Annotated in this window: 23 protein-coding genes; 7 read left to right on the top strand and 16 right to left on the bottom strand. The window is 41.0% G+C overall.

Features of this window, described 5'->3' with window-relative positions:
- Positions 1 to 18: 18 nt before the first annotated feature.
- Positions 19 to 3,087, bottom strand: a complete 3,069-nt coding sequence (locus DFQ04_RS09095; RefSeq protein ID WP_133555007.1) for a SusC/RagA family TonB-linked outer membrane protein — start codon at positions 3,085 to 3,087, stop codon at positions 19 to 21.
- Positions 3,088 to 3,573: 486 nt separating this feature from the next.
- Positions 3,574 to 4,119: an RNA 2',3'-cyclic phosphodiesterase gene (gene thpR, locus DFQ04_RS09090; protein ID WP_243739659.1), complete on the bottom strand. Its 546-nt coding sequence runs from the start codon at positions 4,117 to 4,119 to the stop codon at positions 3,574 to 3,576.
- Positions 4,120 to 4,232: 113 nt separating this feature from the next.
- Here thpR and DFQ04_RS09085 point away from each other — a divergent pair, with 113 nt between their 5' ends.
- Entirely contained in the window at positions 4,233 to 5,147 is a 915-nt protein-coding gene (locus DFQ04_RS09085; protein ID WP_133555003.1) for a universal stress protein, read from the top strand.
- Here the strand turns inward: DFQ04_RS09085 and DFQ04_RS09080 are convergent.
- The gene (locus tag DFQ04_RS09080; RefSeq protein ID WP_133555000.1) at positions 5,142 to 6,068 is read right to left on the bottom strand and encodes a methyltransferase domain-containing protein; all 927 of its coding nucleotides are present in this window, start codon (positions 6,066 to 6,068) and stop codon (positions 5,142 to 5,144) included. The two genes, DFQ04_RS09085 and DFQ04_RS09080, sit on opposite strands and share 6 nt — an antisense overlap.
- Entirely contained in the window at positions 6,058 to 7,428 is a 1,371-nt protein-coding gene (locus tag DFQ04_RS09075) for an exopolysaccharide biosynthesis polyprenyl glycosylphosphotransferase (RefSeq protein WP_133554998.1), read from the bottom strand. The genes DFQ04_RS09080 and DFQ04_RS09075 overlap by 11 nt, the downstream gene beginning before the upstream one ends.
- Before the next feature lie 147 nt (positions 7,429 to 7,575).
- Between DFQ04_RS09075 and DFQ04_RS09070 the strand changes: the two genes are divergently transcribed.
- On the top strand, positions 7,576 to 8,247 hold the full coding sequence (locus DFQ04_RS09070; RefSeq protein WP_133554996.1) for a class I SAM-dependent methyltransferase: 672 nt from the start codon (positions 7,576 to 7,578) through the stop codon (positions 8,245 to 8,247).
- On the opposite strand, the gene DFQ04_RS09065 is transcribed toward DFQ04_RS09070, so the two are convergent.
- From DFQ04_RS09065 to DFQ04_RS09055, 3 genes are all read right to left on the bottom strand, one after another.
- Entirely contained in the window at positions 8,244 to 10,031 is a 1,788-nt protein-coding gene (locus DFQ04_RS09065) for an ABC transporter ATP-binding protein (RefSeq protein ID WP_133554994.1), read from the bottom strand. The two genes, DFQ04_RS09070 and DFQ04_RS09065, sit on opposite strands and share 4 nt — an antisense overlap.
- Positions 10,032 to 10,107: 76 nt before the next feature.
- Complete coding sequence (solA, locus tag DFQ04_RS09060) at positions 10,108 to 11,232, bottom strand: N-methyl-L-tryptophan oxidase (protein ID WP_133554992.1); 1,125 nt, start codon at positions 11,230 to 11,232, stop codon at positions 10,108 to 10,110.
- A gap of 42 nt (positions 11,233 to 11,274) precedes the next feature.
- Positions 11,275 to 11,865, bottom strand: coding sequence for a hypothetical protein (locus DFQ04_RS09055; protein WP_133554990.1), 591 nt, complete (start codon positions 11,863 to 11,865; stop codon positions 11,275 to 11,277).
- A gap of 153 nt (positions 11,866 to 12,018) precedes the next feature.
- Here DFQ04_RS09055 and DFQ04_RS09050 point away from each other — a divergent pair, with 153 nt between their 5' ends.
- Positions 12,019 to 13,209 (top strand): tetratricopeptide repeat protein, encoded by a 1,191-nt coding sequence (locus tag DFQ04_RS09050; RefSeq protein ID WP_133554988.1) that lies wholly within the window; start codon positions 12,019 to 12,021, stop codon positions 13,207 to 13,209.
- Here the strand turns inward: DFQ04_RS09050 and DFQ04_RS09045 are convergent, their stop codons facing one another.
- Both DFQ04_RS09045 and rbfA read right to left on the bottom strand, forming a co-directional pair.
- Positions 13,210 to 14,436, bottom strand: a complete 1,227-nt coding sequence (locus DFQ04_RS09045; protein ID WP_243739658.1) for an FtsX-like permease family protein — start codon at positions 14,434 to 14,436, stop codon at positions 13,210 to 13,212.
- A 12-nt stretch (positions 14,437 to 14,448) separates the two neighbouring features.
- Positions 14,449 to 14,829 carry a 30S ribosome-binding factor RbfA gene (gene rbfA / locus DFQ04_RS09040; protein WP_133554986.1) on the bottom strand — a complete coding sequence of 127 codons (381 nt, stop codon included), beginning with the start codon at positions 14,827 to 14,829 and terminating at the stop codon, positions 14,449 to 14,451.
- Positions 14,830 to 14,915: 86 nt separating this feature from the next.
- On the opposite strand from rbfA, the gene DFQ04_RS09035 reads away from it, so the two are divergent.
- Positions 14,916 to 16,307, top strand: coding sequence for a hypothetical protein (locus DFQ04_RS09035; protein WP_133554984.1), 1,392 nt, complete (start codon positions 14,916 to 14,918; stop codon positions 16,305 to 16,307).
- 113 nt (positions 16,308 to 16,420) lie between these two features.
- Positions 16,421 to 18,037: a S8 family peptidase gene (locus tag DFQ04_RS09030; RefSeq protein WP_243739657.1), complete on the top strand. Its 1,617-nt coding sequence runs from the start codon at positions 16,421 to 16,423 to the stop codon at positions 18,035 to 18,037.
- Between the two features lie 63 nt (positions 18,038 to 18,100).
- Here the strand turns inward: DFQ04_RS09030 and rpiB are convergent, their stop codons facing one another.
- The 3 genes from rpiB to DFQ04_RS09015 are packed head-to-tail and all read right to left on the bottom strand — an operon-like array spanning position 18,101 to position 20,686.
- A complete protein-coding gene (gene rpiB / locus DFQ04_RS09025) occupies positions 18,101 to 18,538 on the bottom strand; it encodes a ribose 5-phosphate isomerase B (RefSeq protein WP_133554980.1) in 438 nt (145 codons plus the stop codon).
- Positions 18,539 to 18,544: 6 nt separating this feature from the next.
- Positions 18,545 to 19,399 (bottom strand): twin-arginine translocase subunit TatC, encoded by an 855-nt coding sequence (tatC, locus tag DFQ04_RS09020; protein WP_133554978.1) that lies wholly within the window; start codon positions 19,397 to 19,399, stop codon positions 18,545 to 18,547.
- 18 nt (positions 19,400 to 19,417) lie between these two features.
- Positions 19,418 to 20,686 carry a serine hydroxymethyltransferase gene (locus DFQ04_RS09015; RefSeq protein WP_133554976.1) on the bottom strand — a complete coding sequence of 423 codons (1,269 nt, stop codon included), beginning with the start codon at positions 20,684 to 20,686 and terminating at the stop codon, positions 19,418 to 19,420.
- Between the two features lie 261 nt (positions 20,687 to 20,947).
- On the opposite strand from DFQ04_RS09015, the gene DFQ04_RS09010 reads away from it, so the two are divergent.
- On the top strand, positions 20,948 to 21,322 hold the full coding sequence (locus DFQ04_RS09010; protein WP_133554974.1) for a UDP-glucuronosyltransferase: 375 nt from the start codon (positions 20,948 to 20,950) through the stop codon (positions 21,320 to 21,322).
- Here the strand turns inward: DFQ04_RS09010 and DFQ04_RS09005 are convergent.
- A complete protein-coding gene (locus tag DFQ04_RS09005; protein ID WP_133554972.1) occupies positions 21,319 to 21,546 on the bottom strand; it encodes a hypothetical protein in 228 nt (75 codons plus the stop codon). The two genes, DFQ04_RS09010 and DFQ04_RS09005, sit on opposite strands and share 4 nt — an antisense overlap.
- Positions 21,547 to 21,651: 105 nt before the next feature.
- On the opposite strand from DFQ04_RS09005, the gene DFQ04_RS09000 reads away from it, so the two are divergent.
- A complete protein-coding gene (locus tag DFQ04_RS09000; protein WP_133554970.1) occupies positions 21,652 to 22,560 on the top strand; it encodes an AEC family transporter in 909 nt (302 codons plus the stop codon).
- Here DFQ04_RS09000 and DFQ04_RS08995 read toward each other — a convergent pair whose 3' ends face one another.
- From DFQ04_RS08995 to DFQ04_RS08985, 3 genes are all read right to left on the bottom strand, one after another.
- Entirely contained in the window at positions 22,561 to 23,364 is an 804-nt protein-coding gene (locus DFQ04_RS08995; RefSeq protein ID WP_133554968.1) for an inositol monophosphatase family protein, read from the bottom strand.
- A 72-nt stretch (positions 23,365 to 23,436) separates the two neighbouring features.
- Positions 23,437 to 24,150 (bottom strand): 16S rRNA (cytidine(1402)-2'-O)-methyltransferase, encoded by a 714-nt coding sequence (rsmI, locus tag DFQ04_RS08990; protein ID WP_133554966.1) that lies wholly within the window; start codon positions 24,148 to 24,150, stop codon positions 23,437 to 23,439.
- Complete coding sequence (locus DFQ04_RS08985) at positions 24,147 to 24,380, bottom strand: 4a-hydroxytetrahydrobiopterin dehydratase (protein ID WP_133554964.1); 234 nt, start codon at positions 24,378 to 24,380, stop codon at positions 24,147 to 24,149. Before DFQ04_RS08985 ends, rsmI begins: the two co-directional genes overlap by 4 nt.
- Between the last annotated feature and the right edge of the window lie 11 nt (positions 24,381 to 24,391).

Below are 24,391 nucleotides of genomic sequence, written 5' to 3'. Positions count from 1 at the left end.
TCGTTTAGGAGTTTGAAATTAGAACCCAACGTTTAGACCCAAGGTGTAGGTACGAATCACCGGTGCCACGTTCCAGTCCACACCGAAGCTCAACTGACCAGAGAACTGGTTAGACTCAGGATCCAATCCGGAATAGTTGGTGAAAGTGAATGGATTCTGAACCTGAGCAAAGAACCTTGCATTTCCGATGGCTCCGTTGAAGGCAGACTGAAGAACTGCACTAGGTACAGAGTAACCCACCACAATGTTTTGAATTCTTACGAAATCACCTTTTTCCACAAATCTGCTATTAGCAGCTGAAGTCAACCAAGTGTTGGAATCACGACCAGAGTACAATCTAGGCACGTCAGTTACCTGACCGCTTTCAGTCCATCTGTTCAAGATAGAAGCATGGTTGTTAGAGAAACCAAGACCCATCAAACCTCTCAAAGATTCGTTCATGATGTAGTTTCCTCCAGAGAATCTGGTGAAGATTTCAGCATCAAAGTTTCCGAATTTGAAGGTGTTGCTCCATCCACCTTGCCACTTAGGAAGGGTGTTACCCAAGAAGAATTGAGTTGGAGAAGTTCCAGCGTTTGTAGTTACACCAGGGTTTGCAGGATCGTAAGCTCTCCATGCAGAAGCACCTACTAACTGTACGATGTTTTCGCCACTGTAGTACAATACGTTTCCGTTGGCAGGGTTAACACCAGCCCACTTGAAACCATACAATTGAGCGATTGGACCACCTACCTCAGTTCTGTTGTAAGTACCAGTCAAAGGCTGAACAAGGTTAGTTACTTCGTTCTGGATAAAGGTGATGTTGAAATCAGTATTCCAGGAGAAAGCACCTCTGTTGATTACGTTAGCGAAAGCTCTCAATTCCAAACCGGAGTTCACCATGGTACCCACGTTCTGGTTGATGCTATTTCCTGGTACACCCAAAGAAGGAGGGGTTGGAGCAGCCAAGATCAAACCGTCTACGTCGTTATTGAAATAGTCAGCAGAGAAAGTCACTCTACCGATAGTCATATCCAAACCAATGTTAAACTTCTTGGAAGTTTCCCACTGCAAAGCACCGTTTGCTACTCGAGCATATCCGATACCTGCACCGGCACCACCCAATACTGGGGAGAAACCACCGAATGCAGCGAAAGTACCGATCCCGGTGTTACCAACTTCAGCATAAGAAGCTCTGAATTTCAAATCAGAGATTAATTCAGAGTTGAAGAAAGCTTCGTCAGAAACTCTCCATCCCACGGATCCACCGAAGAAAGTACCACGCTTGTTGTCACCAATCAAGTCAGAAATACCGTCATTTCTTACAGTGAATGAAGCCAAGTATTTGCCCTTGAAGCTATAGTTGAATCTACCGAAGTAAGAGTCAAAACCCTGCTCAGCATAACCACCACCAGAGAACTGGTTGTTGTAAGAACCAGAGATCAAGTTTCTGAATCGGTAGAAATTGTCTGAAAAATCAGTACCGGATGCAGTGAAGTTGTAATAGTTAGTGAATTGATATTCCAAACCTGCAGTAACGTTGATGTTATGATCGTCACCGATTACAGTTTGATAATTCAAGGTATTCTGCCAGTTCCAACGGAAAACTGGGTTATATGCCATAAATACCGAACCATTGGAGCTGCGTCCATCACCATGTCTAGGATCCAAAGACTGGAAGTCGTCAGCCATAGTCAAGTCAATACCGATTTGAGTCTTTGCAGTCAAACCAGTGATGATGTCAACTTCGCCATAAGCTGCACCCAACAATCTGTGTGCACGGCTTCTGTAAATATTATTCTTCAATACAAATCCAATGTTAGGAATATTGTTGTCTGGACCAGCTAGGTTGGTTCCGAAACCAGTTGTTGCACCATTCGCAGTTACATTGAATCCATCGAAAGCAGTGTTTGCTTCGTCATAAACTGGAACGTTTGGTAGAGAACGAGTAGCATTATAGATCGCTCCAGAAAGAGAGTTTGCACCGTTGTTCAAGCCATTGATTTCAGTCAATGAATAAGAAAGGGAGTTACCAATTCTTACTTTTTTAGAAATGCTATGATCAATATTTGCTCTGAAAGAATAACGAGTCAAATCATTGGCAACAATTGGAGATTCCTGGTCAGTAAAGCCCAATGAGAAGAAATACTTGGTTGCTTCAGAACCACCAGCAATAGAAACGTTATGCTGCTGAGTAAAACCTTTTCTGAAAACGATGTCTTGCCAATCGGTATTTACACCTGGATTAGCCAAGGTAGCCGCATTGACGTTAGTTCTTTTTTCGTTGGCGATTTCTACAAATTGATCACCATTTAGCAATTCAAATCTGCTTACTTCTTCATTGAAGCCCATAACAGTGCTGTAGCTTACTTTAGCTTTTCCACTGGATCCTCTTTTTGTAGAGATCAAGATTACCCCGTTTGCTGCTCTAGAACCGTAGATAGCGGTAGCAGAACCGTCTTTCAAGACTTCATAAGACTGGATGTCTGAAGGGTTAATGTTTGCCAATGGGTTAGAAGCATTAACAGATGATCTGTCATCATCCACCACTGGTACACCATCGATAATGATCAATGGGCTAGCGCTTGAAGTCAAAGAGTTTACCCCTCTGATTCGGATGATGGGTCTAGCTCCCAAAATACCGCTTGGAGTAGTTACCTGAACACCTGGTGCTCTACCAGCCAATTGAGATTCAAAAGACGGAGTTACCAAGTTTTCGATATCCTCACTGCTGATAGAAGTCACCGAACCGGTAATTTCTCTTCTTTCCTGAGTACCGTAACCTGTTACTACTACCTCATTGAGAACTTTAACATCGGTATCCATGACCACATTGATCACATTGGAACTACCGATAGGCATTTCTTTGGTGAGGTATCCCACGAAACTGAACACTAGAACAGTTGCGTCCTGAGGAACGGAAATGGAATAGGATCCGTCCAAGTTAGTAATGGTACCTTGAGTGGTTCCCTTTACCACCACGCTGGCTCCCGGCACACCTTCTGGCTCTTCTGCAGAAGTGACCCTACCAGTGATCGTTTTGGATTGCGCGAGGACTGACACGATAGTCAGAATACTCAACGCAAAACCTAATAAAACTTTCTTCATAGGTTGATTAATTAAATTTTAAATACAAGCGGCGAATATGAATAATTAAAAGGGAAGTAGACAAATGCTAAAAAGTGCTTGTATAAGCTCTAAAAGCCAATTTTATGTGGCCAAACCAACCTTTGAAAAAATTAAATAAATCCAAGTACCCCAATACTATTAAAACTCAAAACAAAACCTATTTCTTTGGGTAAAAATGCAATAGAAAATATCTCTATTAGATTTAAAGTGGTGGTTTATTTGGACTCTTGGAAAAGGACAATAAATTTTTTTGGGAATCAATATTCAGAACTAAAAAATATTATTCTGTGAAAAGGTCTGTTTTACTAAAATAACAGCTGATTATTTTGAAGGCGATGTTTACCTTGAAAATTCAAACCAAATGAATAAACCCAAAAGCTTCTGTTGCCAAAATTTTATATCAAACATCTTTTTTTGATAAATCTTCAATTTTTGGTGTCAATCGGATAAAAAAATTGAGTTTATCTAAACAATTCTACCCAAAGGGAGTTTCCGGCATAAAATCCATCTCCCTTCTATCCGCTTCAAAAGCGCTATTTCATTTACCAAAAATTCAGCATCAAAAGCCATTTCTTTTGCTAAATGTAAAACCTCCTGAAATTTCGAAGGCTTGAGGTCTTTAAAGGCCAAAGTCATGTGAGGATGGAAATTTCTATCACTCAACTCATCCACTAGATGAAGATCCTTTTTGCAAAATATTTTCAGGCTAGACTGAAGTTGAATTAATTGGGAGTTTTTTTCTACGCCAAGAAAAATTACCCTATTTCCAAAAGTTTCTATCCCACCTATTTTCAAAGGGAAAGCTGGCCCTCCTGAGAGGAATTGGGATAGTTTTTCAACCAATGCCTCTTCTTTAGCCTCATTATAGGTGAAAGGCATTTTTAGGGTAATGTGAGCAGGAGATTTCAGCGCATATTTTACATTAAATCTTTCCTTAATTTCCTGTTTGATACCCTCGGCTTGGGACAGAACAGGCTCAGGAGGAACGATCGCCAAAAAATACTTTTGCATTACTTTCATCCTTTCAAAATTACCCTAAAAACCGATCATCTACCTAAATCAAAAAAACTGTTCGATTTCCTCGATCATTCTTTTAACTTAAGACATTATTAACAAAAACTCCTATGAAGTACTTTTCCAAAGCCATGATTGGTCTTGATTTGACTGAGATGGATGATATTCTGATTCAGAAAACAGCCGTCCTAGTCAAGTTTTTAGGAATTGACAAGTGCTACTTTGTTCATGTTTCTAAAAATTTGGAAATCCCTCAGGATATCTTAGAACAATTTCCAGACCTAGTTGCTCCAACTGACGAGTCAATTGAGGCAATAATTAAAAGTAAGATTAAAGAAGACAAATTTCCTGATGACATTGATATCGAGGTATTTGTAGAAGAAGGGGAGCACCCTTTGGAAACTTTTCTGCGTTGGGCCAAACTCAAGGATGTGGACTTGATTATCATGGGAAGAAAGGATACCCTTCCTGGACACGGCACCTTGGCCAATGGAATTGCCAAAAAAGCTCCTTGTTCTATTTTGCTTCTTCAGGAAAATAGAGAGGTAAAGCTGCCTCAAAAGATCTTAATGCTTACCGACTTTTCTTCCCACAACCATATGTTCTATGAGTTTGGGGAAAGGATCGCCGCGGATCTTCATGCGGAGCTGATTCCTGTTCACGTATATGAAGTTCCAAAAGGGTATTCTAAAACAGGAAAGACCTTTGAAGAATTTTCAGAAATCATGAAAGAGAATTCTGAGAAGGACTTTAAGAAATTTGCCTCAAAGCACGAAAACTCCAATCTGGAATGTAAGATGCTTCTCAATGATGGCAGGAATATCGGCGTCCAGCTAATGGAATATGCCCAACAGATTGAAACAGATTTGATTTTGCTTGGATCAAGGGGAAGGACCACTTCAGCAGCTATACTTCTTGGAAGTACGGCGGAAAAAATCATTTTGGCGAACAAAAACCTGCCAATGCTAATCTTCAAGAAGAAAGGGGAAACCTTGGGCTTTTTTGATGCCCTTTTCAAATTATAAAGGCTTAGACAAATAAAAGCAAGCCTGATCTCCTTTGCCCTCCTTGTTAAATTGGAGGGCTTTTTTTTCGAACTCCTTTAGCTCTTCGGAAGAAAAATATTGGCTCAGTTTTTTCAAATCCAGCCTTTCTCCTTTTTCATACAAACTCGTCCCCCAAAACTGGAATCCATTGGAATCAAATTCTACTTCATCCAAATTCAAACCTACCTTCTGGGACAAAATTCTCATTCCCTCAACAGAAGGAATCACCAAATGTCTTGGTGCATCTAATTGAACCCAAAGGTTCCCTTTTTCTTTCCAAACTTGCGAATCTGAAACTGGACAACGTACAAGCAATTTTCCTCCGGGGTTTAGCTTTGCAAAGCATGTATTCAAAACTTCCTCAGGATTTGCCATGTGCTCAAAGGCATGATGCATCATGATCAGGTCAAACTTTCCATCCGCCTCTTCAATTCCTTTTTTGAATAAAAAAACCCGATCACTGATTTTCTTATCCTTTGGGATAAAGGGGTCATATCCTTCCAGTCGAGAATATCCTCCTAGAGAAAGTTCATAAATCAGCTGACCACTACCGCATCCTACATCAGCAATTCTGGCATTAAAGTCTGGATTAATCTTTCTAAGCCAATAGCCATAAATGGGAGGAAAAAGCCCCAGGTATCTAAAGCCTATCATTCGGAATAATTTGAGGGTACGCTTAATCCAATTGGACCGACTCAATTCCTCAAAAGAATAGTATTCCTTTGGGTAAAAATCTGAAAGTTTGGAAGGGACTTCTGAAATCTGAATAGAAGCACAGGATGTACAAGTATTGTAATGGAAAGTATCTCCTAAACCAAGCATCCTTTCCTGAGCTGAAAAACTCAAAAGATCTGTTCCTTTACAAAATGGACAGATGGAAGAATTTTCCTCAATAGGCATTCTCTCTGTTAAAAAGCAATTCGTAAACTGTCTTGATCATGATTTCCATATCCAAAAGGAATGACCAATTATTGATATAAAAATAATCTAGTCGGACTCGGGAACGGATTTGATGCGGATTTTCTATCTCGCCACGATAACCTCTCACCTGTGCCAATCCAGTTATTCCTGGACGGATTTTATGCCGTGAATTGTACCGATTAATTTGTGTTTTAAAGGTCTGATTCATCGGGATGGTATGCGGCCTTGGTCCAACGATCGACATATCCCCCATCAATACATTAAGAAACTGCGGCATTTCATCGAGTGAAGTATTCCTCAAAAAAGATCCAATGCGAGTCACCCGAGGATCATTTTTTACTGCCTGCTTGGTATCTGCATAATCATTGGGCGTCATAGAGCGAAACTTCAAACAGTTGAACACCTCGTTATTTACTCCATTTCTTTTTTGGATAAAAAAAACTGGACCTCTAGATTCCAATTTGATCAATAAGCCAACCAGGGGAATCAACCAAGAAAGAATGAAAATGGTAACCAAACTAGCAAAGAGAATGTCAAAAGCCCTTTTAGCCAAACTATTGATAGGATTGTCTAATGGAATATCATTGACATTGATGACGAAGAAGTCCCCGTATTTTGAAAATGACAGGTTCTTTTCTAATTGAAGGCTCCCTCCGGGAATCATCTTGACCTTGATGTAATTCTCATCTGCAAAATCAATCACTTTTTTGACCAAAGCAGGTTCCAGATGTTCATGGATGTAAATAAGATCCAAGTCTAGCTTAGGAGCGTCTTCAAAGAAATTTTTAATCCCTCCTCTAGTCTGGTTGCAATCAGCCTGATCATCGAAATAGCCAAGAAAATTGATTCCAAAATCTTTTCGGATACGAAACACATCTGCAAGTTTTGGACTGGTGCCTCCCTTGCCTACAATAACTGCATTTCTGTAATTCTTCCCTCTAGCCCTGTATCCCTTCAAGGACATGTGAACGGAAACCCTAAAGGATCCCATCAGTATGAGCTGAATGCCAGCTAAGGCCAAAAGTAGAAGCCAGCGATTTTGTTCACCTTGTAGTGGTGTCCAAAGGATGGCCATAACCGCCAAAAACCAAAACAAAGTGATGAGTAAACTTCTTAGCGTACGATCGTACTCATCCGTTCTTCCTATTTTATAATCTTTACGCAAAACAGATATGAGCAACCAAGCTCCTCCCAAAGGCAGGAATGCAAAGAATCCCAAATCTTCGAAGAAGCCGAAAAACTTCAGCATTACGCTTGCAATCCATAAGGATAGGAGTGCGGCAAAAAAATCACTGAACGTAAACAGCCAGGGAAAATAAATATCAAATCGTCTCTTCATAAAAATCAGGTATTCCTAAGCAAAGGGTTAAAATTTTCGACAATTTTCATTCCTCTTTGTGGATTACACTGTAAAATTAAGAAAGAAATTATCAAGCATCCTTACTTTTGGCATTAATTGTAAATTACCACGCACTTTTAGCCAACTATGAGTTCATTTTCTCGTCTTTTCGCATCTTCTGATCAGCCTAATTCATTGGGTGCAAAATTCAGAAAGAAAAGACTAAAACAATTCGAGGATCTATTTTTTAAAAACTTCGATCCAACACAGGATATATCCATATTAGATGTTGGGGGCACGGACTATTTTTGGAAAGACAGTAAACTCCTTTCCCATTCCAAAATAAAAATCACCTTGCTAAATCTCCATGAGGAAAAAACCACCCATCCTAACCTGGAGGCCAAGATCGGAGACGCTACCAATCTCAAAGAATATCAAGACCAACATTTTGATTTGGTGTTTTCCAACTCGGTGATAGAGCACCTGTACACCTTCGAAAATCAGCAAAAAATGGCTGATGAAATTAAAAGAGTGGGAAAGAAGTATTTCATTCAAACACCCAATAAATACTTTCCAGTCGAAGCACATTATGCTCTTCCTTTTGGTCAATTTTTACCCAAAAAGTTTCTCTTTTTCTTGTTGACCAAAACCAAAGTCAGCAGATTTCAGCGTTGGACTCCACAAGCAGCACAACAATATCTGGATGAAATTCGCCTGTTAAATGAAAGAGAAATGAAAACTCTTTTCCCAGGATGCACTCTTTTGGCTGAAAAAGCTCTGGGAATGAATAAATCCCTAACCGCCACAAATCTTTCTTAATCTGCAAACTGGAGTCTGACCAAATTGGAATAAAATCCATTTTCCTCTCCAGCTAATTCCTGATGAGTTCCCTGCTCCACAATTTTGCCTTCGCTGAGCACATAAATTCGATCCACTTTTCGAATAGTCGCCAATCTATGGGCAATAATCAAGGTAGTTCTGCCCTTCATCAATTCATCCAAAGCTTGCTGTACCAAGGATTCCGACTCAGCATCTAAGGAAGATGTCGCTTCATCCAAAATCAGAATGGCAGGATCCTTCAAAATAGCTCTGGCAATGGCTACCCTTTGCCGCTGACCTCCAGATAACTTTACTCCCCGCTCACCCACAAGAGTATCTAAACCTTCAGGAAACTGAGAAATAAACTGCCAGGCATTGGCTTTTTTTGCTGCCAAAATGATTTCTTCTTCCGTTGCATTGGGCTTGGCATAGGCAATATTTTCTCGGATAGTCCCGCCAAAAAGCAACACCTCCTGAGGCACAATCCCGATTTTATTCCGAAGTGCACGAAGATCCCAATCTTTTACGTCGCGATCGTCTACTAATATTTTTCCCTTTTGAGTTTCGTAAAATCGCATCAAAAGCTGAATAATCGTGGACTTTCCAGCGCCCGAATGTCCGGCTAGGGCAACCTTTTCTCCCGGTTGAATCTGGAAGGAAATGGATTTCAAAACCTCCACTTCTGGACGGGTAGGGTATCTAAAACCTACCTGATCAAATTCAATTTTCCCTTTAAATGAAGCTGAAGTTTCTCCTTTTTCGGTCTCAATTTCCTCATCCAAAATCTCCAAAACCCGCTCTGAGCTTCCGATTGCTTTTTGAAGTTGGGAATAAATATCCCCCAATCCGGCAATTGATCCTCCAATGAAAGTGGTGTAAAGCACAAAGGAAACCAGCTCGCCAACACTCATCTCCCCCGAAGCAACCAGGCTGGCCCCATACCACATGACCCCTACAATTCCTCCAAAAAGCGCAAAAATGATAAATGAAATAAATGCTCCACGGTATTTTGCTGTGGTCAAGGCTACACCAACCACTCGGCCAAGACCTTTTCCATATCGGGCAGATTCAAACTCTTCGCCCACAAATGATTTTACTGTGGAAATGGATTGAAGCGTCTCCTCTACAATCACATTCGCACTAGCCAATTCATCTTGGGTCTTTTTGGAAAGCTTTCGGATAAACCTTCCAAATACCATCGCCACCAAAACCAAAACTGGAAAGGTCCCCAGCATAAACAAAGTTAGCTTTGGTGTATTGATCAATAAAAATCCAACCCCAGCGACCAGGGTTATGACTTGCCTAAATAGCTCTGCGAGCGTGGTAGAAAAAGTATCTTGGAGCTGACTCACATCAGCAGTAATTCTACTGATAAGTTCCCCCGTCCTCCTTTTATCGAAGAAAGTCATTGGAAGCCTCACCAATCTGGAATAAAGCGCATGACGGATATCCCGCATTGATCGCTCAGAAACCAAGGCAAAAAGCCAAACTCTAAAAAACGAGAAAACACTCTGAACAGCCAAAATTCCAATCAGCATCAGCGCTATGGAATTCACATCCTTGACAATCCATTCCGTTCCCTGAGCAGTATCAATCAGTTTCCCTGCAACAAATGGGAAAGTAAGTAAGGTAAGTGAGGAAAGAAGTAAGAAAACCAGCCCCAGAAAAAACGCCCACCTATAGGGCATCAAGAACCGGAAAATCCCGCCTAGTTTATTCAGATTCTGCTTATTCAACTTCCGCTTTTCTTCAGCCTCCAAAGCAATTCCTCTCTGTTTTGCCATTTTAACGCTTTGATCAATTGACAAAAGTAGGGCTTTAGACCAAGAAATCTCAAAATAATTCCTTCAATAGGCAGAACTAGGCTTCCAATAGCTGTTGCGCCAACTTTTCTCCCAAAGCTGCAGAATGCTTGAATCCATGCCCGGAACAGGCAGAGACCAAAATTGCCCTCGAGTCCCCATTCCAAGGCTCAATCACAAATCGAGCATCTTCGGTAACTGTATAAAAACAGACTTGAGATTTAACAAAATTTGGCAATACCCCATTTATTCTGCCTTTTACCTTGGTTTCCCAAAATTGAATTTGCTCTTCCTTTGAAACTTCCCGATTCAATAGATCAGGATGATCAATGGCTAAAAATAACTCTGTGGCCATTTTTACGGTTTTCCCGTCGAGAGCGGGGAATCCATAAATGAAATCCTCGGGGTTTGAACCAAATCCCCACATCCAGACCGGGTGATTTTGCCAGGCATCAAATCCAGGTTCAATCTCCAACCAATGGAGTATTTGTCGACAAATTTTAAAACCCTCTCTCTGTTCAACTCCTAAAAAATCCTTTATCCAACCTCCAGCTGAAATCAGGAGTTTATGGCAAATAAATTCAGAAGACGAAGTCTTGATTTTAAAATTTCCACCTTCCTTTTGAATGGCTAAAACAGGAGAATTGGGTTGTATGGTGGCTCCATTAGATTTGGCCAATCGAAGTTGGGTCTCTATAGCTAATTCAGGTCGTAGGAATCCTGATTCTACTTCGAAATAAATTTTTCCTGAATCAGGAACTGCAAATGCTGGATAGGTCTTTCTAAATTCCTCTACACTCAGGATTTTATGGTTTATTTTTTGGCTTTTTGCAAAGCTGACCGTCCTTTCCCAAAACCCTTCTGCTCCGTGTTTAGCCCATGGAATCACTCCGGAATCAATTTGAATTCCTCCCGTTTGAGTCATGATTTTTTCTCCCGAAAGCTGCTCTAGCTCCCTCCAGATTTCATGAGATCGCTTGGCCAAAGCCACGTAATCCTCACCTTCGCCTACAGCCAAACGCGTAATCCGAGTTTCCCCATGACTTGAACCGAAAACATGTGGTGGATCAAAACGATCTATTCCGAGAACTCGCTTTCCGGACTTACTGAGTTGGTAAAGGGCAGAGCTTCCTACTGCTCCCAAGCCGATTACGGCAATGTCGAATTCCAAGGGGGTTTGCATTCCAAAAGATAAAAAAGCCGGCGTAATTACTCCGGCTTTCACTTAGTTTTTTCCCATTTGGGCATCGATAAGCTCCCGTTTGAGCTTCCTTTCCCTTTCCAGTGTGTTTTTCCTATGCTGTTCAAACTCCTCCTGAATATCCTCCAAGTCCTTTTGAGCTTTTTTGACCTTGCCAAAACTTCTGAAATATTGGACCGAAAAGAACCCTAAAAAGCCAGCGAGAATTGCCACCAGAGTCCACATCATCGAAGAATATACCGTCTTTTGAATGTTTATACCTAAAAAAGAAAAGCTGTCTTTTAGATCAATTGCTGCCTCTTTTTCACTGATTTCATTGGTAAGATTTTCAGAAATCTTTCGAATGGAATCGGATTGGGAAAGCTGAATGGCTTTTGCACCTGCCACTTCCTGCCTCATACTTTTTAGAGAATCCAGAATGTTGGATTTCAACTTTTCGAGATTGGATTTTTTGACTACTTCGTATTCCTGAAAATTATTGGAAACACGATAGATGTAATCAAATTGGCTCTCTATTGTCCCCGAATTGAGGGAATTTTGGGCAGTGGAATCTTGGGCTCGAAGGCCAGCGAAAGAGCCTGAAACAATAAACAGGGTAAGTATGAATTTTTTCATCTACAAGTATTTTTCAGGGTGAATTTTTTACAGTTTTCAATAAACGTGCCTTTCTGACTTCAAAAAGTGATTTTTTCACAATTGTTTTTTTGATTTTGAAACAACTCAAGTTCATTTCCACTTAATTTAATTCCCGCTTAAAAGGCATTTCTTATGTATCGGATTGGCTTACTTCTTTTCTTTTTTATTCAGGTGCAACTCAGTTTTGGGCAGCGACAAAGCTCCTTTGAGGCCGGAATGGAAGCTTTTGAAAAAGAAAATTGGAATCTGGCTATCCAAAATTTAACGCAATGGCTTCAGGAAAATCCAAGAGATACTGAAGCCTATTGGGTCAGAGGACAGGCATGGGAAAAAGTCGGAAACTATGAAAATGCGCTGATTGATTTCAGCAATTTGCTAACTCTTGATCCTGAATATACTGAAGCCTATTTCGAAAGGGGAAGAGTTCGCTATTTGCTCAAACAATACGAGGAGGCATTGGACGATTTCGAGGAATTCCTTCTTTCTCCTCCGGGGGAAACTAACCGAGTGCTGTATCGGATAGCTCCTAGTGATTCTGGGGTTTCATCAATTACCACGGCCCAATCTTTTTTGCCTGACATGGCCTATTTCCACATGGGTTTGTGCGCCATCGAATTACAAAACTATGAATTGGCGATTAGCTACCTTGATTTAGCGATAGAGACCAATCCTCAAGAACCCGATTACTATGCTGAACGAGGAAGAGCATTAACGCGATTGGGAGAAAATATGGCTGCCATCGAATCCTACGAACTTGCGCTCTCTATCAATCCACAGCATAAACCCTCCAAACTAGGTCTTGCCTCTGTCAAAACCGGTGGGGATGATTTATTAATTGCCGAACTCACGGAGTTGATAGAAAAATCGGAAGCCACCTCCCAGACTTTTAAGCAAAGGGGATTTTATCGAATGAGTCATGGGGATTTGGATGGTGCTTTGGAAGATTTTAGCTCCGCCCTCCAAAAAGATTCAAGTGATCCTGAATCCTATTTCTATCGAGCTTGGACCTATTCAAGAAAAAAGGATTGGAAAAAAGCCGAGGAAAATTATTCTGAAGCCATTTCTTTAGAGCCTCAAAATCCTGAATACTTCTTGGCAAGGGGTCAGTCGAGGTTTCAAAGCGGTGCAATTGAGGAAGCTTTAGCAGATTTTACTTTAACCGTATTAATTGATCCAGAACATGCCTCAGGGCATTACCACAAAGGAATTGCTTTTCAGAAAATGGGGAAAATTCAGGAGGCTTGTCCAGAATTTAAAGCTGGAATGGATCTGGGTATGAATGAAGCTAAACTCGCTTGGGAAAAAATATGCGGGAAAAAATAATCAGAGTTGCTTGACCGTATCGACCTGAGCAGCTAGCCAAGCAGGTCTCCAAGAAGCAAGAAGGGTAATTCCGACTACTGTTATAGAAATCCAAACCAAGTCCGTCCAAATAATCCTAACAGGATATGCATCTACGACTGCCGAGGAAATTCCTAGCCCAACCAATCCAAATTTCTCTTGAGCAAAAACCAGCAAAACCCCCAAAATCAAGCCTATTGTAGCACCACTCAGCGCAATCAAAGCTCCCTGCTTTAGGAAAATTTGTTTGATCAGGGATTCAGGAGAACCCATGGCCTTCAAAACGGCGATGTCTTTTTTCTTTTCTATAGCTAGCATACTCAGTGAAAAGAAAATATTAAATGAGGCAATAGCCAAAATGAAAGTTAGGGTAAGAAAGACGAAAAGCTTTTCCAGCTTGACTGTTCTCAACAAACCCGCATGCTGTTCATCTGCATTTTTGACTAAAAAATCATTTCCAAGATGGGATTTTAGCCTTTCTTGAACCTTCTCGATTGAATAGCCTTCTTTGACTTTGATCTCCATGGCTGTTCTTTTTTCACCGTAATTCAAGAGATCTTGGACAAAAGACAAAGGAGCGATGACATACTCATCATCAAACTGCTGCTCGATGCTGAAAAATGCCCGAGGCTCCAAAACTGCCGAGTTATACAATTGGGAAGGATCAATGCTTCCGGCTGATCGGGGAGCTTTGGGATAATAAACTTTGAGATAGGAATTGACCTCTTCCAAATTTACAGAAAGAAAAAACCCTACTCCTCTTCCCAAAATCGCTCCAGGTCTGATTGGTGTGCCTAAAGTCGTATCTCCCCAAAAGTACCCTTTGGCAAAGCGGCCTTGATCCAGAAAATTAGGGGAAACTCCTTTTATGGTGGCAACCAGTTGGTTGCCGTTATGCTCCACCAAAGCGTTGTCCTCAATAATCTCTGTGACTATGGCAACGCCCTCCAAGTTTTCGATTTCCTTTAGCCATTCCTCAGAAGTGAGAAAGCTTTTGCCCAAGGCCGGTTCAACCTTTATTTCGGCATCGAAGCTTGCAAAAAGACTTCGAATTAAATCCTCCAAACCATTGAATACCGACATCACCACCACCAAAGCCATGGTTCCCACTGCTACACCTATCATGGAAATGATAGATAGCACCGTGATGAAATTCCGTTTTTTCTTGCTTCGGAAATATCGGACAGCTATAAAACTGCTGGTATTCAATTGCGCGGGGAATTAATCATCCTCTTCCTCCTCTTCTTGAGGAGCTGGGGGGATATTCAAACCTGAAATCACTTTGTCCATATGCTGAGCATAGCTGGCTGATTCGTCTGGAAAAAATGCCAACTCAGGAATAATCCGAACACTTTTCCCAATTCTTTTTGCAAGATGATGTCTCACCTCTTTTTTATGCTCATTGATCAACTCATAGGTTGACTGCGGATCGGCCAATAAAAAACTGAGGTAAACTTTAGCAACGCTCAGGTCAGGGCTCATCATCACCCGGGTAATTGTTATCATTGCCTTTCCAACTAGGTGCCTGGATTCCTTTTGAAAAATATCTCCGAGCTCCTTTTGGATCAATTTGGCATATTTTTGTTGTCTTTTGCTTTCCATGAGAAGTATTTGTGGTACAAATTTAGCGAAATACTTGGGTAAGCTTTAATTTCGAATCCAACCAACCCCAAAGCCCTCAATTTACCTTGTTTAGTTTTTTCAAAGTCAACGACCCTTTCAGACTTATCGGTGTAGCAATTTATCTAATTGTTCTTACGGTAATCTATTTGGTTTTTTTTCCAAGTCCTTTAACTGAACCCACCCTGCTATGGATGGTTTTGGGTGAACGGTTAAATGAGGGATTTTCCCTTTACAAAGACGTCGTGGATGATACTGGGCCTTTATCTGCTGCATTTTTCGAAATCATGGACTGGCTATTTGGAAGAAATCAAATTGCCTATGAGTTAGTTGGAAGATTTTTGATTCTGTTTCAAATCTTCCATTGGAATTCCTCCTTGCTCAAGTATCGGGTGTTTGATGAAAATTCCTATTTGCCGGCCATCATCATGGCTGCGCTATTTCATTTTTCTTTTGATTTGTTGGGGCTTTCTCCAGCTTTATTGGGAAATACCTTCTTGGTTTTGGCTCTGGGACAGCTTTTTTCTCAAACAGTCTTACAAAAAGAGACCTCTGAATCTACCCTACTTATTGGACTTTATGGAGGATTGGCGACTGGCTTTCATCTTTATTTTGCCATTTTCTTGCCTTACATCTTATTCACTGGACTTGTTATTTCCGGCTTTTCTTTCAGACAATTAATCTTAGCCTTGGTTGGATTTTTCTTACCTCTGGTTCTCATTTTGGTGTATTACTTCTGGAATGATTCTCTGACGGACATACTTGAAATTTACCCATCCATATTTACCTATCCAGACTATTCCTATCAATCCATTTTAACCTGGCTAATTCCCGGATCCTTGCCCATTTTATTAAGCCTGGGCGGATATTTCTTTAGCACCTTTTTGAGGGGAGCAACCATCAACCAGCAAAAACAAAAGCAACTGATCATCTTATGGCTGATTTTCTCTGCCCTGGTTTTTTTCCTAGTGAAGAGACAAGCCGCTTTCCAGTTAGTGGTTTTTATCCCCGGGATGACTTATTTGATCAACCAGTTTTTTCTTTCCTTCAGATCAGGGCTAATTGGGAAACTTGCATTTTACTTTTTAATCTTAGGTTTGCCGGCTGCGGGTATTGTTTTTTGGCAAAATCAAACGCAAACTTCCCAAGGCTACTTTGTATCCGAATCCAATTCTTCAAATGAATGGAAAGGAAAGAAAATCATGGTGATGGGTGAAGATTCAAGCCCTTATTTAGACGCTCAATTGGGTGGTCCCTTTATCAATTTCCATTTAGCTCAAGACTATTTGGCAAAGGAGAAATCTCTGGAAGAAAAGACTCGGGTATATCGAAAAATTTTCCTGCAAAAGCCTGAGGTAGTCTTGGACCCTCAGGGGACATTCAGGCAATTTATGGATGAATTTCCTGCCATTAAGGCCTGGTATCAAGAAAAGGAAAACGGCATTTTTTACTTGAAATAGATGAATTCTGAATTCCTTTTTTGGTTGATACTTCACGATTTTTAACAGCTAGTTCTACGCTGAATTTCTATCCCTTCCGTTACCTTTAGACTATGGTTAAATTGAATATAAAAATGTTGACAGGCCTGAGTATTGGCCTGTTTGCTATGGGCTGCAGTTCCTCATCCCTCGTAGTGAATGCGCCATTACTTAATCCACAAATTACTACCTCGAGAGTATCTGATTTGGATGAAGAAGAGGTAAGCAAATGGGGTCATTTGGATTTGGAAAAAGATACTGTTCCAGGGATGTCTGTGGACCGTGCTTATTCGGAATTACTCAAAAAGAAAAAAGGCAAGCCCATTATAGTGGCAGTGATAGATTCTGGAATTGATTTAGATCATGAAGACTTAAAGGATATTTTTTGGGTCAATCCAGGTGAAAAACCAAATGATGGAATCGACAATGATCAAAATGGATACATTGACGATATCCATGGCTATAATTTTTTAGGAGAATCCTATAACGAACAAATGGAAATGGCCAGAATCCTGAGATTGAAACTCGGAGATGAGGCTTACCAAAAAGAAGCAAGGACAAAATTGGAAGCTGAACTCGCCGATGCCAAAGAAACCCTTCCCCAAATCAAGCAAATCGAACGCTTTGTAGCTATGGCTCATCAAAGCATGCAAAAGGCTTTGGGAAAAGAATTTTATTCCCTAGCTGATCTGGAGAATTATCAGCCCAAAAACCAAAATGAAGAACAGTCTGTAGGAATTCTTATGCAGGTAATCGGAATGGGAGAAGAAATTCCCTCCGCGCTAAAAGATCTCAAGGAAGGGGTAGAGTACTATGAAAATCAAGTGAAATACAATCTCAATGTGGATTTTGACGGACGCAAACCTGTTGGAGATAATCCTTATGATTATTCTGACCAAGGATATGGCAACGGAAATCCGGATGTAAGAGAAGAAGGGGAAAGCCACGGATCTCATGTAACAGGAATCATCGCAGCTACCCGAAACAATAAAAAAGGAATTGACGGAGTGGCTCAAAATGTAAAAATCATGGCCCTTAGAGCAGTTCCAAACGGAGATGAATACGATAAGGACGTGGCTCTTGCCATTCGGTATGCGGCTGATAATGGAGCCAAAGTAATCAACGGAAGCTTCGGAAAAGACTTTTCTCCAAATGCTGAATGGGTTTATGAGGCTTTAAAATATGCAGCTGAAAAGGATGTGTTATTTGTAAATGCAGCTGGTAATGATGGGATAGACTTGGATTCTCCCGATAGTCCAAACTTCCCGACTGATAGACCTATTGGTGAATCCCAAGAATTGGTTGACAATTTTCTCACCGTTGGAGCATTAACCTATGCTTATGGACCCGATATGATCGCCAGTTTTTCCAACTATGGAAAAGAGAATGTGGACATTTTTGCCCCAGGCGATGAAATCTATTCTACCATGCCCGACAATGAGTATGAATTTCAAGGTGGAACTTCCATGGCTGCGCCAGCTGTAGCGGGTTTGGCAGCGATGATTCGATCCTATTTCCCAGAACTTACAGCTTCTCAGGTTAAAAAAATAATCATGGAGTCTGGTGTAACTCCACAAACAAAGGTGGCTGTTGGCGGAGCAGAAGGTGAAGAAAAATCACTCTCCGAAATCTCTAAATCCGGGAAGATTGCCAATTTGTACAACGCCCTAATTCTGGCAAGCAAAGTATCAAACGGGGAACTTTCCCTTTGATTTACCCATGAAAAAAGCCCTTGGGGATTACTTCTCAAGGGCTTTTTCCTTTTATAAGGTTACTTATTGACAGGCTATTTTATTTACGCGATTGGCATGTCTGCCTCCTTCAAAATCTGTAGTCAGGAATATCTCTGAAAGCTTTTCGGCTAATTCATAAGAAATAAATCTTGCCGGAAGGGCTAAAACATTAGCATTGTTATGTTGCCTGGCTAAAGCTGCCAAATCCTCATTCCAGCAAAGTGCGGCTCTGATGCCTTGGTGCTTGTTAGCTGTGATAGCCACACCATTTCCACTTCCACAAATTACGATTCCCAATTCAAATTCATCCTTTTCTATGGCACTTGCCAAAGGATGGACGAAATCCGGGTAATCTACCGAAGCTGAAGAAAAGGGTCCAAAATCTTTTACTTCATAGCCAAGAGAAGTCAACTTCTGAATAAGCTTTCCCTTGTATTCAAAGCCAGCGTGGTCTCCGCCTATTGCAATTTTCTTAGCCATATTTCTTTAATCTTCAGATTCCCGGTTTTTTTGGTATTCAGCTTCTCTCAGCGCTCTTTGCTTTTCCAGTCTTTTTGCAATAGAAATACCCACCTCATACAATACCAAAATCGGCATGGCAATCAGCAACTGGCTGATCACATCTGGAGGGGTTATGATAGCTGATACGATCAAGATGATTACAATAGAATGTCTGCGATATGCTTTCAGCATTTTGGAAGTAACCAAACCAGACATGGAAAGGAAATAAACCACCACTGGCAATTGGAACATCAGCGCAGAGGCCAAAACCAACATCGTAAGGGTTGTCACATAAGAGGTGATATCAAACTCATTGGTGATGCTTGGATCCAGCTGATAATTCGCAAGGAAGTTAATGGAAAGCGGAGAGAGCACATAGTACCCAAAAGCTGCTCCCATCAAAAACAATAAACTAACAAAGAACACAGCTCCTCTTGCGGCATTTTTTTCCTTGTCATAAAGACCAGGGCTGATAAATCTCCAAACCTCCCAGAATACATAAGGAAAGGCAGCAATGAATCCCACCACAAAACTGGAAGTCATGTGCATGGAAAACTGACCTGTCATTTGCCGGCTTTGAATGGTAAACGGAAGTTCGTCTATACACAAAGCCGAAATCCCAAGCCAATTTCCAACATCACAAAGTACTCTATAGGTGAAAAAGTCCACCTTTGAAGGACCCAGGATAATCACTCCGAATACGATGCTTTTTGCTAGGAAAGCGATGACCGTTAAGATCAACACAGCCGCAACGGACCGAAGCAAATGCCAGCGCAATGCCTCCAAATGGTCCAAAAACGACATTCCTTCTTCTTCCTCTTGATATTGATCTAATGCCACTTTGGGAATCTGCTATTTTTAGTAAAGGGGAAATTGTACCATCCAAGAATTTACTTCTGACTTGATTTTTGCCAGTTCTGATTCATTGGAATGGTTTTGCAATGCCCGGTCAATCAAGGAAACGATCTTTCTCATATCATCTTCCTTTAATCCCCGGGTAGTCACTGCGGCTGTTCCAACACGCATACCTGAAGTCACAAAAGGAGACTTGGTATCGAATGGAACCATATTTTTATTGATAGTAATGTCTACTTTTCCTAGAGTCTCTTCGGCTAATTTTCCGGTAAGATCCTTATTTCTAAGATCGATGAGCATCAAATGATTGTCTGTTCCTCCTGAAATAATCTGATATCCACGAGATACGAACTCTTCAGCCATTATGGATGCATTCTTTTTCACTTGAAGTACATAATGCATGTACTCGTCCGACAACGCCTCTTCAAAAGCAACTGCTTTAGCTGCAATAATATGTTCCAAAGGACCTCCCTGTGTTCCCGGGAAAACACCCATATCCAACAAGGCAGACATTTTTCTGATTTCTCCTTTTGGAGTGGTCAATCCCCAAGGATTATCAAAGTCCTCTCTCATCAAAATCAAACCGCCCCTAGGACCTCTGAGGGTTTTATGGGTAGTGGTGGTTACAATATGGCAATGGTCCAAAGGATCATTAAGTAATCCTCTTGCAATCAATCCTGATGGATGGGAAATATCTGCTAACAAAAGAGCTCCTACCTCATCTGCAATTGCTCTCAGTCTTTCGTAATCCCAGTCCCTAGAGTATGCAGAAGCTCCGCAAATGATCATTTTAGGATTTACTTCCAGTGCTTTCGCTTCCACCTTGTCGTAATCAATGACTCCGGTGGCTTCCTCCACCCCATAAAAATGCGGTTGATAAAGCTTTCCAGAGAAGTTTACAGGAGAACCGTGTGTCAAATGTCCACCGTGAGCCAAATCAAATCCCAAAATGGCATCGCCTGGCTTCAAACAAGCCAACATTACCGCAGCATTTGCCTGGGCTCCTGAATGCGGCTGGACATTGGCCCAAGTGGCACCAAATAATTCCTTCGCTCTGTCAATAGCAATTTGCTCGATTTGATCGACCACTTCACAACCTCCGTAATATCGCTTGCCAGGAAGGCCTTCTGCATATTTGTTGGTCAATACGCTGCCAGCAGCCTCCATTACTTGCTTGGAAGTAAAGTTTTCAGAAGCAATTAGCTCTATGCCTCTTTTTTGTCTGTCTTCTTCTTTGGCAATCAAATCGAAAACAAGCGAATCTCTTTTCATAATGAGTGGTTTGAAAGCAATGAAAATTGCCCAAGTATTTTCTTAGGCCCAAATTATTGTGCCCAAAAATAGCCTTAATGTCCCTATAATCCAATGTGAAAAGGGACTCAAAAGAGGCAAAGTTGAAATTTGATTGAATCAAATTTTTGGAACTAGGCTTTATCGGATTATCTCCCTGATTCGGGAGGATTTTAACAAACCTATCTTGATCAAAAAGCCTGATTTTTTCAGATCTGACCAATTTCAGGTTATTTTTAGACCATGTTTGATTTCAAATTCAGGCCAGAAACTTACTTCAGCGAGGACGCCAATTCGGTACTTCTGGTTCGCTTGCATTTTCCTGAAAGCCAGTGGGGAGAGCAAATCAGCATTTATGCCCATTCCCTGGAAGGAAAGATTCAATTTGAAGTGGTGGATTTTTATGGAAATGACTATGTCGTCTATCCGGGAAGCAGCTGGGAGCCCTTGAATTTTGAGGATATCATTTACCTCATCGAAGGAATGCAAGTCAATCAGGACCTTCAGGAAGAAAATATGGCTCTGGTTTTGGATGGAATTCCAGAGGCTGAAAGTCCATTCTATCCAGAATTGAAAAAGTATTTCGAGGAAAAGAGGAAAAATTTTGGATTGGACTAAAAGTCCAGAACTGCCTCAGTTTGGTCGCTTACTTCTTTGGTTCGAAACCAATATTCGTACGTTTCAAAGTCAAGACAATCGATCAACTCAATTCCATGGAAAATAATTTTTTTCAGACAATTGCCTGGAAGCATTGATCTCAAAGATTGGGCATGCTCAAAGGAAAGCTGGGATAATTGAATCCATTTTTTGCCTTCAATAAAAATCGGTATAAGTTTAGACATAGAAACAAATTTATTCAGGTGTAAAAGTAGATTGATAATCAAGGGAATACAAAGGAACAAAATTATTTTTATGTTAAAACCAATAAAGTTTTTAAATATTCAAGTATGACAGGAGCCGTTATAGCCTTCGCTTATCTTTTTTTGGGAATAATTCTTCAAAAGGTCCCCAATTTTCCGGCTCCTAAAGCTGCAAATTGGGTTCAGGCATACCTTATCAATATTGTTCTTCCAGCTTTAGCCCTACTTTACATTCCTGAGATCAAACCAACTTGGGGCTTGTTAATTCCAATTTCTGCGGCCTGGTTCACTTTTCTGATTTCTTGGTTGATTTTTGGGCTTTTGGGTAAAAAATTCAATTGGGGGAGAAATGTGACCGGATGCTTGATTATAGTAGCCGGGCTTGCGAACACTTCCTTTCTTGGCTTTCCGGTGATTGAGGCACTTTATGGAAAAGAAGGCCTTCCCATAGCATTATTGATAGACCAAGGAGGTTCGTTTTTATTGGTTTCTTCCCTTTCGATTTTGGTTGGATCTATCTACGGCAACCACAGTGAAAGCCTACGAAAAGTCCCCTTGAAGATTTTGAAATTTCCACCTTTTGGATTTCTCGCTGGGACCTTAATCATGAGTTTATTGGGGATCAAAACTCCTGAAATCCTTTTGCCTCTCCTTCAATTGATCGGAAAAACAATGCCTCCAATGGCTTTGCTGGTAATTGGTTTGAGATTTTCTCCAGATGTCCAATCCATTACCTCCAGATTTTTCTGGTATGGATTGAGCTATAGGTTGATCCTTGCTCCAATTTTGGTTTGGGCGCTTTATTCCCAATTTATGGATACAAATTCCTTAGAATTCAAGGTTACCGTGATGGAAAGTGGTATGGCTCCCATGATTACCGGGTCAATCATTGCCATTCAATTTGGACTTCAACCCAAATTGGCCACCTTACTTTCCGGCTTGGGAATGCCGATTTCTGCAATTACGCTTGCAATCTGGTATTTGCTTTTGGGTTGATTATCCCCAAAATTCATTCAGGACATTCAAAAATTCAGTATGGATCCGACCATTGCTGGCAACGACTTTTCTACCAAAAATAAAATCATCCCCCCCTATAAAATCAGTCACTGTACCTCCAGCTTCCTGAACAATCAAAGTTCCTGCAGCTACATCATAGGAGTTGAGGTTATATTCAAAAAATCCCTCAGTCCGACCCGTTGCAACATAACAAAGGTCTACTGCTGCAGAACCCAATCTTCGAAGACCATGGGTTTTTTGCATGAGTGATTTCATGGAATTGAGGTACCGGTCGATTAATTCAAAATTGTAATAAGGAAAGCCAGTGGAAATCAAAGAAGCTGCAAGATCCGGAGCTTTACTGACCTGAATTGGGGTGTCATTACAAAATGCTCCTCCACCTTTTTTGGCATAAAAGCACTCATGCCGATTGATTTCATATACTACACCCAAAATAACCTGATCCTTTTCCATCAAGGCAATGCTTACCGAAAAGACTGGAATTCCGTGGATAAAATTGGTCGTTCCATCCAATGGATCAATGACCCAATTATATACTTCCGCTTGAGTGGTATTGGTGCCTTCCTCAGTGATATATCCAGCCTCAGGAAGGATTGCACTGAGCTTTTCCACGATCTGTCTCTCAGCCTCTTTATCCACATAGGAAACCAAATCATTAAAACCTTTGTGCTCTACTTTGTCAACATTAAAATGGCTTCTTTCCTTGCGTATAAACGCTCCAACCTCTTTGGCTACTTCTTGAGTTTGCTCTAAAAGTTTGGAAATTCTTTCTTGGCTAAGCATAGGTAATTGAGTTGGTCTGAGAGTATACTAAAGTGTTAATTAAAAGTAGGGTTGGAAAATCAATTCTGGGTATTAATCCTGATATTTTTTCTCCTTGATTTTTTCAGGTCTCCCCGCAAGGATCAGGACGATTTCTCCTTTCAGCGTATTATTTTGATAATAATCGATCAGTTCCTCCAAAGTCCCCCGTACATTTTCCTCGTGGAGTTTTGTCAATTCCCTGGAAACGCAAGCCTGCCGATCAGGACCAAATGCCTCAGCAAACTGCTCCAAAGTTTTCATCAATCGGTGAGGGGATTCGTAAAAAATCATTGTCCGACTTTCCTCAAGTAGAGAATCGATACGTGTTTTTCTTCCTTTTTTATGAGGTAAAAAGCCCTCGAAAACAAAGCGATCATTGGGTAATCCGCTATTGACTAATGCCGGAACAAAGGCAGTGGGTCCAGGAAGACATTGAACTTCTAATCCTGCTGCCAAAACCTCCCTAACCAATAAAAACCCAGGGTCAGATATAGCTGGAGTTCCTGCATCGCTGACCAAGGCAAAGACCTCCCCTTTTTTCATTCGATCCACCAGCTTTTGAACAGCCTTGTGTTCGTTGAAAATATGATAGCTCTGCAAGGGCCTAGAAATCTCTAAATGCTTCAAAAGCATCCCTGAAGTTCGGGTATCCTCAGCCAAGATTACATCTGCAGACTTGAGGACTTCAATGGCACGTAAGGTGATGTCCTTAAGGTTGCCAATCGGCGTAGGAACTAAAAATAAACTAATCGGAGTCTCGGTCATCCCAGAATCTGATCTATGGCTTTGGCTAATTTTCGGTCTTTTTCAGTCACCACATTTCCGGCATCATGCGTGGTCAGTTCAATTTCCACTTGATTGTAGACATTGCTCCAATTAGGGTGGTGGTTATGAGCTTCAGCTAGAAAAGCTACGCGAGTCATAAAGGCAAATGCCTCCTGAAAGTCAGCAAACTTAAATGATTTCTTGAGTCGGTTATTTTCTTCCTTCCACATGATTGATTGTA

The sequence above is a fragment of the Algoriphagus boseongensis genome (assembly GCF_004362805.1).
Taxonomy (GTDB): Bacteria; Bacteroidota; Bacteroidia; order Cytophagales; family Cyclobacteriaceae; genus Algoriphagus; species Algoriphagus boseongensis.
The sequence above is the reverse complement of the archived record's forward strand: the minus strand, read 5'-3'. Positions and strand labels throughout refer to the sequence as shown.